This is a genomic window from uncultured Leifsonia sp. (assembly GCF_945957465.1).
Classification (GTDB): Bacteria; Actinomycetota; Actinomycetes; order Actinomycetales; family Microbacteriaceae; genus Leifsonia.
In genome coordinates this window covers 59615-71442 of record NZ_CAMFLC010000015.1, presented here as the reverse complement: position 1 = coordinate 71442, position 11828 = coordinate 59615, and the positions used below count along the sequence as shown (strand labels likewise).

13 protein-coding genes are annotated in these 11828 nt (G+C 68.6%); 3 read left to right on the top strand and 10 right to left on the bottom strand.

The window, feature by feature from the left end:
* The 4 genes from Q0Q23_RS09135 to Q0Q23_RS09120 all read right to left on the bottom strand — a co-directional run.
* A partial coding sequence (locus Q0Q23_RS09135) for an arsenate reductase ArsC (RefSeq protein ID WP_295122267.1) occupies window positions 1-341 on the bottom strand: 341 nt, incomplete at its 3' end.
* Between the two features lie 71 nt (window positions 342-412).
* The gene (locus tag Q0Q23_RS09130) at window positions 413-1324 is read right to left on the bottom strand and encodes a metalloregulator ArsR/SmtB family transcription factor (RefSeq protein WP_295122265.1); all 912 of its coding nucleotides are present in this window, start codon (window positions 1322-1324) and stop codon (window positions 413-415) included.
* A 63-nt stretch (window positions 1325-1387) separates the two neighbouring features.
* Window positions 1388-1819, bottom strand: coding sequence for an OsmC family protein (locus Q0Q23_RS09125; RefSeq protein WP_295122263.1), 432 nt, complete (start codon window positions 1817-1819; stop codon window positions 1388-1390).
* Window positions 1820-1963: 144 nt separating this feature from the next.
* Window positions 1964-3268 carry an NAD(P)-binding domain-containing protein gene (locus Q0Q23_RS09120; protein ID WP_295122261.1) on the bottom strand — a complete coding sequence of 435 codons (1305 nt, stop codon included), beginning with the start codon at window positions 3266-3268 and terminating at the stop codon, window positions 1964-1966.
* Window positions 3269-3351: 83 nt separating this feature from the next.
* On the opposite strand from Q0Q23_RS09120, the gene Q0Q23_RS09115 reads away from it, so the two are divergent.
* Window positions 3352-3708, top strand: coding sequence for a metalloregulator ArsR/SmtB family transcription factor (locus tag Q0Q23_RS09115; protein ID WP_295122259.1), 357 nt, complete (start codon window positions 3352-3354; stop codon window positions 3706-3708).
* A gap of 137 nt (window positions 3709-3845) precedes the next feature.
* Here the strand turns inward: Q0Q23_RS09115 and Q0Q23_RS09110 are convergent, their stop codons facing one another.
* The 6 genes from Q0Q23_RS09110 to Q0Q23_RS09085 form a co-directional block, all read right to left on the bottom strand.
* Window positions 3846-5360, bottom strand: a complete 1515-nt coding sequence (locus tag Q0Q23_RS09110; protein WP_295122257.1) for an alpha-N-arabinofuranosidase — start codon at window positions 5358-5360, stop codon at window positions 3846-3848.
* 31 nt (window positions 5361-5391) lie between these two features.
* On the bottom strand, window positions 5392-6657 hold the full coding sequence (locus Q0Q23_RS09105; protein ID WP_295122255.1) for a family 1 glycosylhydrolase: 1266 nt from the start codon (window positions 6655-6657) through the stop codon (window positions 5392-5394).
* Entirely contained in the window at window positions 6654-7547 is an 894-nt protein-coding gene (locus Q0Q23_RS09100) for a carbohydrate ABC transporter permease (protein ID WP_295122252.1), read from the bottom strand. The genes Q0Q23_RS09105 and Q0Q23_RS09100 overlap by 4 nt, the downstream gene beginning before the upstream one ends.
* Window positions 7544-8491 (bottom strand): carbohydrate ABC transporter permease, encoded by a 948-nt coding sequence (locus Q0Q23_RS09095; RefSeq protein ID WP_295122250.1) that lies wholly within the window; start codon window positions 8489-8491, stop codon window positions 7544-7546. The genes Q0Q23_RS09100 and Q0Q23_RS09095 overlap by 4 nt, the downstream gene beginning before the upstream one ends.
* Window positions 8492-8552: 61 nt before the next feature.
* Window positions 8553-9794: an ABC transporter substrate-binding protein gene (locus tag Q0Q23_RS09090; RefSeq protein ID WP_295122248.1), complete on the bottom strand. Its 1242-nt coding sequence runs from the start codon at window positions 9792-9794 to the stop codon at window positions 8553-8555.
* A gap of 109 nt (window positions 9795-9903) precedes the next feature.
* Window positions 9904-10938 carry a LacI family DNA-binding transcriptional regulator gene (locus Q0Q23_RS09085; protein WP_295122246.1) on the bottom strand — a complete coding sequence of 345 codons (1035 nt, stop codon included), beginning with the start codon at window positions 10936-10938 and terminating at the stop codon, window positions 9904-9906.
* A gap of 152 nt (window positions 10939-11090) precedes the next feature.
* On the opposite strand from Q0Q23_RS09085, the gene Q0Q23_RS09080 reads away from it, so the two are divergent.
* Window positions 11091-11369, top strand: coding sequence for a hypothetical protein (locus Q0Q23_RS09080; RefSeq protein ID WP_295122244.1), 279 nt, complete (start codon window positions 11091-11093; stop codon window positions 11367-11369).
* Between the two features lie 91 nt (window positions 11370-11460).
* Complete coding sequence (locus Q0Q23_RS09075; RefSeq protein WP_295122243.1) at window positions 11461-11817, top strand: hypothetical protein; 357 nt, start codon at window positions 11461-11463, stop codon at window positions 11815-11817.
* Window positions 11818-11828 lie beyond the last annotated feature (11 nt).

Sequence of the window (11828 nt, the reverse complement as noted above, 5' to 3'; positions counted from 1 at the left end):
ACCTCCTCGACCGGGCGGCCGGCGGGGTCGGTGAGGTCCCAGTCCTCGTAGCGCTTGCCGGGGAAGATCGGGCAGGTGTCGCCGCAGCCCATCGTGATCACCACGTCGGATTCCTTGACGGCCTCCGTGGTGAGGATCTTGGGCTGTTCACCGGCGATGTCGATGCCCTCCTCGGCCATGACCTGCACAGCGACCGGGTTGATCAGCTCCTTCGGCTCCGAGCCGGCGGAAAGGACCTCGACGCGACCTCCCGAGAGTTCGCGCATGAACCCGGCGGCCATCTGGGAGCGGCCGGCGTTGTGGATGCAGACGAACAGGACGGTGGGCGTGGTGTCAGCCATGGCGGGGCTCCCCTTCGTGAAAAAGCATGGTCTCTCGTACGAGAAAGCATAGATGTGCGTCTATGGTTTTGCTAGTCGGCCGCCGAGGTGTTCACGAGCCGTTCAGCATCGATCCGGGTCAGGAGTTCGCGGACGCGTCCTTCGATGTCGTCACGGATCGCTCGCACCTCCGCGAGCGGCCGGCCGACGGGGTCGGGGATGTCCCAGTCCAGGTACTCCCGGCCCGGAAAGATGGGACAGGCGTCACCGCAGCCCATCGTGATCACGTAGTCCGCGGCCCGGACCGCCTCGTCCGTCAGCGGCTTGGGGAACTCGCCACCGAGCGGCGTGCCGACCTCGTCGAGCACGGCGACGATCGTGGAGCGGACGGCGTCCGCCGGCTGGGAGCCTGCGGTGCGGACGGTGACCCGGTCGCCGGCGAGCTGACGCAGGATCGCAGAGGCGAGCTGGGAGCGGCCGGCGTTCTGCACGCACACGAACAGCACCTCCGGCACCCCGGCCCGCTCGCCGGTCGCACGGAGCAGAGCGTCGAGGCGGGAGACGGCGAACGCGCTGGTCAGCGACGCCCGGTTCGTGCGCCCGTCGAGCCGGTCGTAACTGTCACGCACGTATTGCTCGACGCTCTCCCGGGACAGGACCCCTCGATAACGGAGGGCGAGGTCGTCGATGATCCGCTCCGTCGCCGCACCGCCTGCGGCGGGTGGAGCGTCGCGGACGAGTTCGGCGACACGATCCAGCTGATCGGCCGTGATCGAGTACCAGGCGGTGCGACCCTCCTGGGCACGCTCGACCAGACCTTCCTCGCGCAGCACCTTCAGGTGGTGGGAGACGGTCGGCTGCCGCAGCCCGAGGACCTCGGCCAGCCGCGTCACCGAGCCGCGGCCATCGGGTGCGTCGAGCAGCAGGCGCAGGATGCGCGCCCGCGTGGGATCGCCGATCCGCTTCAAGCTCTGCAGCGGGTCCGGTTCCGACACCCCACCCATAGACGCCAGTCTATGCACTGTCCGGTCCGGGCGACCCGACGGCAAAGCGACCCTGTACGACGCTCAGTCCGAGCCAAGGGCGTCCGCGGTCAGGGTCCCGTGGACGTCACAGACGGCCGCCAGCGTGTTGTAGACGGTTCCGTACTTCTGGAGGTTCCGGTAGACGAGATCGAGCCGCCGCGGGGACTCATCGGTGGTCACCGTCATCTCATAGGACACCTCGACGAAGCGAGGCGGGTCGTCCTGCCGCCGGACGGTGACCTCGACCTCAGCCGATCCGTACTGGAAGTCGAGCAGCTGACCTGCACGCTCCATGTTCTTGAGCAGGCAGGCCGCGAACGAACCGGCGAGCAGTTCTGCCGGGCCCGGAAGACCTGAGGGTCGCGACGCCCAGCTCGAGTCGAACGGGATCGTCTCCGAGCCGGCGTCGATCCGGGCCGTCTCGTGGGCGGTCGTACGCCCCCGAACCGTGTACGTGAGACGCGGAGCGCTCACGCCTGCTGCCCGATCATCCATCGATCGGACCGCAGACCAACCGGCTCCGTCCTGTTCCATCGGGCACATGGCAGCACCGTACGTCGACCCGCGTGGTGCGGCGAGGGTCTTTCGGCCCTCGGACGACCGGCATCGGCATCGCGATCACGAGCAGCAGGAGGACGAACCGGTCGAGCACACGCCCGTCGCGGGCAGCGCCAGTTCCACATTCGTCGCCGATGCGATGTCCCCGGCGAGGTAGGCAGTGATCGAGCGGACCTGCTCATAGCCGGTGGCGAGCAGGAATGTCGGGGCGCGCCCGTAGGATTTCATCCCGGCGAGGAAGAAGTTCGGCTCGGGCTGCTGGAGCTCGGCGAACCCGTGCGGCTCGACGGTGCCGCAGGAGTGGACGTTCGGGTCGATCAGAGGCGCCAGCCGGGCGGGCGCCTCCACGATGTCATCGAGCTCCAACCGGATCTCGCGCAGCATGTCCAGGTTCGGGCGGAACCCGGTCGCGTTCACGACCACGTCGGTGTCGTGCTCGACGAGCTCGCCGGCGCGCTGCCCGATCAGCCGGACACCGGCGCCGATCGGGGCGAGGCGGAGGATCTCGAACCGGTCGAGCTGCTGGATCGCACCGGTCTCGATCAGCCGGTCGACGCGCTTGCCGATCGCGGCACGGGCGATCAGCTCATCATCCTCCGAGGCGGTGACCCGGACGGCGCCGGCATTGCGGATCAGCCAGGTGATCTGCGTCTGCGGCACCTCCCGCTTCAGCGCGGCGAGGTTCAGCAGCGTGTTGGCGGCCGAGTGTCCGGCGCCGACGACGGTGACGCGCTTGCCCGCGAACCGGTCGCGCTCCTGTCCGAGCACATCCGGGAGCGCGTGCGAGACGTGCTCGGCGACGGCCGGGAGCCCCAGCGGGTCGAGACCCGAGGAGGCCAAGCCGTTCGGCGTGAGGTAGGTGCCGGACGCGTCGACGATCGCCCGCGCGGTGACCTCCTGGACACCGTCGGCGTCAGTGATGCGCAGCAGGAACGGGGTCTCGGCGCGGCCGGCGCTGCGGGTGCGGTCCATGCCCTCGCGGCTGACCGCGTCCACGGTCGCGCCGTAGCGGATGCGGGAGGCGATGGCGTCGAGCTTCGACAGCGGCTCGAGGTAGGCGGCTACGAACTCGCCGCCGGTCGGCAGCCCCGTGGCTTCCGGGGCGGTCCACCCGGCGGCTTCCAGAAGTCGGCGGGAGGCCGGGTCGACCAGGTGCCGCCAGGGCGAGAAGAATCGGATGTGCGCCCACTTCTGGATGCTGGAGCCGGCGTCGGCGCCGGATTCGTAGACGATGAAGTCGATGCCGCGTTCGATGAGGTTCGCCGCCGCGGCCAGTCCGATCGGGCCGGCGCCGATGATCGCGACGGGCAGTCCGTCGAGACGCCTGCTGCGCGCGGCGGGGGTGGTCAGGTCGACCAGGGTCATCGCATCCTCCATTGACGTTCTTCGATGCAGTGAGTCTGCATCCATTCATCGAAGTTTGTCAATATTGTCGCTAGGCTGAGCCCATGAGCACTGTGGAAGCACTCGCCCTCACCCCGGTCGGCTCCTGCTGCACACCGGTCACCAAGGACGTGCTCTCTGCCGAAGACGCCCAAGCCATGGCCATCGCGTTCAAGGCGCTCGCCGACCCGACCCGGCTCCGGCTGCTCTCGATCGTCGCCGCCTCCGACAGCGACGAAGCCTGCGTCTGCGACCTCACCGAACCCGTCGGCCTCAGCCAGCCCACCGTCTCCCACCATCTCAAGATCCTGATGGACGCCGGGTACCTGACCCGATCCAAGCGCGGTACGTGGGCCTACTACAAGCTGGTGCCGGGCAGCCTCGACCGCGTCTCCGCCCTCCTCACGACCGCAACAGCATGACCATCCGCGCGCTCAGGCCGGAGGATCGGCCCGACGTCGAGCGCATCCACGCGGAGGGCATCGCGACGTCCGGACAATCCGATCCAGCATCTTCCGGGAGAGCACCGCCAGCCTCCGCCTCCTCGAATGCGCCGGATTCAGCCGACCAGGATCTCCGTCCACGAGACGGCGGGGAGTTCGAGACGAACGGTGTCGCCTTCGCGCGTGAAGGAGAGCTCGGTCAGCGCGACCCGGTCGGGGTGCTCACGAGTGTTGGCGGCGTCGAGATCGGGATCGGTCAGCGTACTCACCCGGACGGCCAGGTCCGGGGCAGCCGCATCCAACGCCGACAGGTCGACGATGAGTTCGGTGGGACCGTCGATGGCCCGGTTCACCGCGAAGATCGCGAAACGCCCGCTCTCGGCGTCGTGGGTGGCGACAGCGTCCACCGTGTCGACGTCGCCGAAGCGGTCCGTCCGGTAAGTGCTGGTCGTCAGGTCGACGTCCAGTGCTACACCCCGACCGTGAGCCGAGGTCGCGGCGAACGGGAAGAACGTGGTCTGCCTCCACGCCGGGCCACCGGGCTCGGTCATGATCGGGGCGATCACGTTGACCAGCTGGGCGAGCGAAGCGCTCGTCACCCGATCGGCGTGTTTCAGCATCGTGATGAGAAGACTGCCGAACACGACGGCGTCGGCGACCGTGTAGGTGTCCTCCAACAACCGGGGGGCGACCGGCCAGTTGTCCGTGCCTGTGATCTTGTCGACGTTCTCGAACCGGGTGTTGTACCAGATGTTCCACTCGTCGAACGAGATGTTCATGGTCTTGTCGCTGCCCTTGACGGCCTTCACGTGGTCGGCTGTGGCCGTCACGCTCCGGATGAAGAAGTCCATGTCGACGCCCGAAGCGAGGAAACTGCCCAGGTCGCCGGTGTTCTCGTAGTAGGCGTGGCACGAGATGTAGTCGACGAGCTCGTAGGTCGCGGCGAGGGTCGTGCGCTCCCACTCGCCGAAGGTCGGCATCGAGGAGCTCGACGATCCGCAGACGACGAGCTCGAGGTCGGGATCGTATGCCTTCATGGCGCCGGCGGTCTTCGCAGCGAGGCTTCCATACTCTTCCGCGGAACTGTGGCCGAGCTGCCACGGGCCGTCCATCTCGTTTCCCAGACACCAGATGCGCACGTCGAAGGGCTCGGTGCGGCCGTTGGCGATGCGGCGATCGGAAAGCTCCGTCCCTCCCCCGTGGTTGGCGTACTCGAGGAGCTCGAGCGCTTCCTGCACGCCGCGCGTTCCCAGGTTGACGGCGAGCATCAACTCGCTTCCCACACGGTCGAGCCATGCCTGGAACTCGTGCAGTCCGACCTCGTTGGTCTCCGTCGAGTGCCACGCCAGGTCGAGCCGGCGTGGACGCTCCTCCTTCGGTCCGACCGAATCCTCCCACCGGAACCCCGAGACGAAGTTGCCTCCCGGGTAGCGGATCGCCGAGACGCCGAGTTCCCTGACCAGCTCGATGACGTCGGTGCGGAACCCGTCGGCATCCGCCGACGGATGGCTCGGTTCGTAGATGCCGTCGTAGACCGCCCGTCCGAGGTGCTCGAGAAACGAACCGTACAGTCGCGGGCTGATGTTCCCGATCGTGGCTCCGGGCTGGAGGGAGAGGCGTGCACTGTGCATGGGGATCTTCCGGTCAGGGTGTGCGGGAGGGTCAGTCGCGGGTCGAGGCGCAGGCGAGGCGGCGGGCGTGCTCGCGGAAGGCATCGGCGACCGGGTTCGCCGACCGGCGCAGCCCATCCGGCGACTCGACGAGATCGTGCAGTCCCATGCTCAACAGGTGATCCGCTCGCGGCCGGTCGCTGTGGCGCCAGGTCCACTCGTACATGTCGAACAGGGGCCACCAGGTATAGCCGACGATCGCCTCGCCTTCTTCGCGAAGCCGTTCGACGAGGCCGAGCGATTCGCCGAGCCACGCGATGCGCTCGCCCACGCTCCCGGTGACGCAGGTCTCCGTGACCATGACCGGTGCGCCGTACCGTGCGGCGAACGACACCAGCGCCTCGCGCAGTCCTTCGGCGCCGCGATCGACGCTCGGCCGCGGGTCCGCGAAGCCGCCGCCGTGGTGGACGCCGGCCTCGAACAGTTCGGTGGAGTGCCGCGGGTAGTAGTTGACGCCCATGATGTCGGGTTGCACGGCGTTGTCGCGGAACCACTGCAGCTCGACGTCCGGGATCGCGGGCGCGACCCGGTCGAGCAGCGGATGCGCGGCATCCACCCGGCCGGTGACGAGGTCCTCCACGAGGTGCACCTGGTGGCGGAGCCGCTCGGCCTCCTCGCGGTGCTCGGGCGCCACGTCGTCACCGACGAAGCTCATGGCGGCGTCCACGTGCACGAACGTCGCCGACGCGCCGACCCGGTCGGCGAGCACGCGCTGAGTGCGGACGAACCCCCGCGCCAGGTTGGCCGCGATCGCCGCGAACCCGGAGGCACCGGTGAGATAGGGAGGCCAGTAACCGTACTCCCCCGAGAACAGCGCGTGGATCACGGGCTCGTTGACCGGCGTGTAGTCGAACACCCGGTCGCGGTAGCGCTCGCCGAACCGCGCGGCGTACTCCTCGACATGATGCGGATAGTCCGCGTCGGCGAACTGTGCGTCGAGCCACAGCGGGGTGCCGTAGTGGAGGAGGTCGATGACCGGGCGCAGCCCGGCGGCGAGCTGAGCGTCGACGGCTCGGTCGGTCCAGTCCCAGTCCCAGCGACCGGGCGCGGGCGCGACCCGGTACCAGGGCACGCCCCAGCGCAGGAACTCCGCGCCGACTCCCGCGGCGAGCGCGAAGTCGTCCGCGAACCGCTCGTAATGCTCGGTGAGCTCGTACTCGTCGATGGCCCGTTCGCCCGGCCTCGACTGCGGCACGAACGTGTCCTCGATCCCGAGACCGAGGTGGAGGCGGCCGTCCTCGAACCAGCGCGCCGTCATTTCAGCCCCGTTGTCGCGACGCTCTCGATGAAGCGACGCTGCATGATCAGGAACATGATCGCGAGCGGCAGAACGGCGATCAGCGAGCCGGCCATCATCGTGCCGTAGGGGATGATGCCGCTGGGCCCGGTGAGGAGGGTCAGGCCGGAGGTGATCGTCCCCATGTCGGGCGACGTGGTGAAAACGAGCGGCCACAGGAGGTCGTTCCAGTTGTTGACGAAGGTGAAGATCGCCAGCGTGAGCAGGGCGGGGACGGCGTTCGGGAGCACGATGCTGCGGAAGATCCGGAACTCGCCGGCGCCGTCGATCCGCGCCGCGTTGTCGAGGTCGCGCGGCAGCGAGATGAAGAACTGCCGCAGGAAGAAGATGCCGAAGGCGTCGGCCGCGCGCGGGATGATCAGCCCGGCGAAGGTGTTGACCCAGCCGAGCTGCGCGACGAGCTGGTAGACGGGGATGAGGGTCGCCTGGAACGGGATCATCAGACTCGCCACGATGACGATCAGCAGCACCCGGCTGCCGCGGAAGTCGATGCGGGCCAGAGCGTACGCGGCGAGCGAGTCGAACACGAGCGCGAACACCGTCACCCCGCCGGCGAAGACCAGGCTGTTGACGAACAGCCGGCCGAACGGGAGGTCGTTGAAGATCTTCGCGAAGTTGTCGAGCGTCCAGGCGCCGGGCAGGAGCGTCGGCGGGAACGCGTTGATCTCGGCGGCCGGCTTGAACGCGGTGAGGACGATCACGATCACGGGCAGCAGCACGATCGCGGTGAGCACGAGCACGGCGGCGAACAGCAGCCAGCGTTCGGCCCGGCGCCCGATCCGGAGGCGCGCAGCGCGGCCGGCCGGCGTGCGCGGCGGCGGCGCGGTGCGCCGGGCGGTCGTGGTCGTCATGCGATGTCCTTCTCGCGTCGTCCGAAGAAGCGGAACTGGATGAGGCTGAGGAGCAGCGTCGCCGCCAGCAGCACGTAGGAGAGCGCGGTCGCCCCGCCCAGGTCGAGCTTCTTGAAGCCTTCCTGGTAGATCTCCATCACGACGGTCTGCGTCGAGCGGTACGGCCCTCCGCCGGTCATCACGTAGATCTGGTCGAACGCCTGAAGTGCGGCGATCATCGCGAAGACGACGACGAACGCGAGAGTGTTGCTCAGTTGCGGCAGCGTCACGCTGATGAAGCGGCGCCACGCGCCCGCGCCGTCGATCTTCGCCGCCTCGTAGAGCGACTCGGGGATCTCTTGCAGCCCGGCGATGAAGATCACCATGTAGAACCCGAAGTTCTTCCAGATCGCCACGAGCACGACCGTGGGCATGGCCAGCACCGGGTCCTGCAGCACGTTGCCCAGTTGGATCCCGATGCCGCGGAGCCAGTAGTTCACGAGCCCGACCTGGGGGTCCAGCAGATAGCTCCAGGCGAACGCGGCGACCGCCAGCGAGACCACGAACGGGAGGAAGAGCGCCGTGCGGAAGAAGCCGCGGGCGATCAGGCGGCGGTTGCCGAGCAGCAGAGCCAGGAGCAGCGCCGCGATCAGCGCCGTCGGCGTGAACAGCACGGTGTACAGCGCGGTGTTGCCGAGGGTGGCGAGGATCTGCGGGTCGGTGAAGATCCGCACGTAGTTGTCGAGGCCGACCCAGCTCTCCGCTCCGAACCCGCTCGCGTTCGTGAACGACAGCCGGAGCGCCGAGAGCATCGGCCAGCCGACGAACGCGATCAGGATGACGAGCGCAGGCGACAGGAACAGCAGCGCCATCGGTGCCCGGCTGCGGCCGGTGCGGGGCCGGCCGCCCAGCGGCGCCGGCGGCCGGTAGGGGCGCCGTACGCGTGTGCGGGTGAGACTGGTCATGGTGTCTTCCGTGGGAGGGGCGGGCCGCCGTCGTGGGGGTCGACGGCGGCCCGCCGGTCGATCACTTGCTGAGCGCCTGCTGCACCTTGGTGGAGGCGTCCTGCAGCAGCTGGGCGGGGTCTCCGCCGGTGAGCGCCTTCTGCGTGGCCTCGTCGACCGCGGCCAGCACGTCCGTGCTGTTGGCCACACCCGGCAGCAGCGGGCGCGCGCCGCCGGCGATCTTCGTCAGCGACTCCACGACGGGGTTGGCGGAGACGGCCGAGGCGGGGATGTCGGTGCGCAGCGGAGGCCAGCCGGAGCCGAGCGACCACTTCGTGGCCACCTCCTTGGTGAAGAAGTAGTCGAAGAACTTCTTCGCGGCGGCCTGCTTGGCCGGGTCGGCCTGGGCGGTGATCGCCGCCGAGATGCCGATCGCGGACGAAGCGGAGGCCTTCGGTCCGGCGGGGATGCCCGCGATGCCGTAGTCGATCTTGTTCGCCTCGGCGACGCCGGCCATCCACGGACCGCCGATCTCCATGGCCGCCTTGCCGGAGGAGAACAGCTTGTCGGAGGCGACGCCGTCGAGTCCGGTCGGCGAGATCTTGTCTTCGATGACCGCCTTCGACCAGTAGCTCAGCGTCTCCTGGTTGGCCTTCGAGTCGACGACCGACTTCGAGCCGTTCACGAGCTCGCCGCCGTTGCCGTAGAAGAGACTGGCCCAGACGCCGTTGCCGACCGTGGCGTGGTCCGGCAGCGCCAGGCCGTACTGGCCGGTCGCCGGGTCGGTGAGCTTCTTGGCGTCGGCGACCCACTCGTCCCAGGTCGTCGGGAACGTGGTGATCCCGGCTTTCTCGAAGAGCGCCTTGTTGTAGATCACCGACAGCGGCACGAATCCGGTCGGCACGCCGTAGTACGCGCCGTCCACCTTCTCCATCTCGACGGCCCGCGGGTTGAGGTTGGCGTTCTTGACGTCGCCGGCGTAGAAGTCGTCGAGCTTCGCGAACGCACCCTTGGTGGCGTAGACCGGCAGGGTCTCCGCCGGCACGGCCACGATGTCCGGGCCCTTCTTCGCGGAAAGAGCCGGGAGCAGGGTGTCGCCGATGACAGCCCAGGTCTTGGTCGTGGTGGTGATGGTGATGTTCTTCTGCGACTTGTTGAAGTCGTCGACGATCGTGTCGAGGACCTTGCCGTCGGCTTCGGTGTAGCCGTGCCAGAAGGTGAGGTCGACGTGGCCGGCGGACGACGTCGCACCGGTTCCGGAGCAGCCCGCCAGGGCGACTGCCGCGCCGGCCGCGAGCGCCACGGCTGCGATGAGTTTCTTCATTGAATGCCTCTCGGGGGAGACCGACTCTGTCGATCGCGGGTTTTACAACGTTGAAATTCCAACGTTGTATCGGATTATAGAAGCACGTCTTCACCGATGTCAATCATGGTTACGCGACCGATTCGGAGGCCGTCGACAGCGAGGATTCGCGCACGACCGTCGTGAACGGCACCTCGATCTTCCGGGGCGGACCGACCATGCGGTCGCGATCGGCGATGCGCTCGATCAGTGCCGCGACGGCCTTCTCGGCGATGACCGGCCGGCCCGGATCGATCGTGCTCAGGCTCGGCATCGCGAACTGCCCCTCGATGAGGTCGTCGAACCCGATGACCGCCACGTCGTCCGGCACACGGACGCCCTCCTGATGCAGCGCGCGCAGTGCGCCGAGAGCCAGTTCGTCGTTGAGCGCGAAGAGGGCATCGAACGGCACGCCGGACTCCAACAGCTGCTGCGTCGCGGCCGCGCCGTCGGTGCGGTGCCAGCCCTCCCGGAACATGACGAGCTCGTCGCCGAGGTGCAGGCCATGGTCCCTCAGCGCCGCTCGGTAGCCCTCGAGGCGCAACGAAGCCGAACCGACGCGCTCAGCGACGTGCGCTCCGATGACCGCGATGCGACGTCTGCCGCTCTCGATGAGATGCTCGGTGGCCGCATAGCCGCCCTCGACGTTCTGCATCACGACGTGGTCGGTCGGTCCGCCGAAGATGCGCTCGCCGAGCAGGACGAGCGGGTAGTCGACGTTCAGTGCATCGACGTCGTCCATCGACATCCCGAGCGGAGAGAACAGCAGGCCGTCCAGCATCGACAGCCGCGGCCCGCGCAGCAACTCCAGCTCGGCCTCCCGGTCTCCGCCGGTCTGCTCGATGAGCGTGACGAAGCCGAGGCGCCTGGAGGCCTCGAGCACCGAGTCCGCGAGCTCCGCGAAATAGCTGAAGCTGAGGGACGGAACGGCCAGCCCGATCACCCCGGTGCGGCCCGCGCGCAAGTTGCGCGCCGCGAGGTTCGGCTGGTACCCCAGCTCATCGATCGCGGCGAGCACCTTCTCCCGCGTCGCAGGTTTGACGAAGTCGTAGCCGTTGACGACGTTCGAGACCGTCTTGATCGAGACGCCCGCCGCGCCGGCAACATCCTTCAGCGTCGCCACCATGTGATCCCCTCGTTCGGCGAATGGCACCTGCAGCCAAATTTACAACGTTGAGATCATCGCACGACACGGGCGGCTTTCGCTGTGTCACGACCCGCGATGCACGTGAACGCCTGTCGCTGTACCTCTCCGCGCCTGACCGATAGCGTGAGCGTATGCGTGGGCGGATCGGGGTGTGGGTACTGCTCGGGGCGGCAGTGGCGCTAGTGGCAATCGGCGGCGGGGTGCTGCTGTTCGCCCCGGCGTCGTTCGGCTGGACGGCGTACGCTCCGCTCTCCGGCGAGTCGTTCTCGGGCATGTACCCGCTCACGCCCGAGCGCGCGGTCGGCGCGGGTCTCGCCGCAGCCGGGTTGCTGCTGGCCGTCGCCGTCGGCGGCTGGGCGGTCGGACGGCGCTCGGCGCTCCGAGCCCGGCTCGACGGGCACGACCGATGATGCGACTGCTGGTGCGCGCGTCGTGTGCGACAGCACCGCCGAACGGCCAGGAGTGCAACGACACCGTGACGCTCTCCTTACCAGGTTCGTCGTGGCTGCCGTTGGCGGTCCTCGCCGCCGTGGTGGTCGTCGTGATCGTCGTGACGATCATCAGGACGCGAGCGAGGCGGCGCTGAGGGCGCGCCGGACGGGCGCTGTCGTCGTCGCGTCGGTCCTGGCGTGCGGCTACGCCGGCGTCCTGATCGTCCTCGCGGTGATGCTCACCGTCGACTGGTCCACCGGGGTCGGACGAGTCGGGCACCTGGCCGGCAACGCGGCCAACCGCGGCGTCGCGTTCTTCGTGGTCGCCTGCGTCGCGGGCGCGGCCATCATCGTCGCGGCCGCACTGCCGCCGGTGCTGCTGCTCCTGCCCCGGCGGGCGGCGCGAGGCGGCGGGGTGCAGCCCTGACCCGTGCGCCG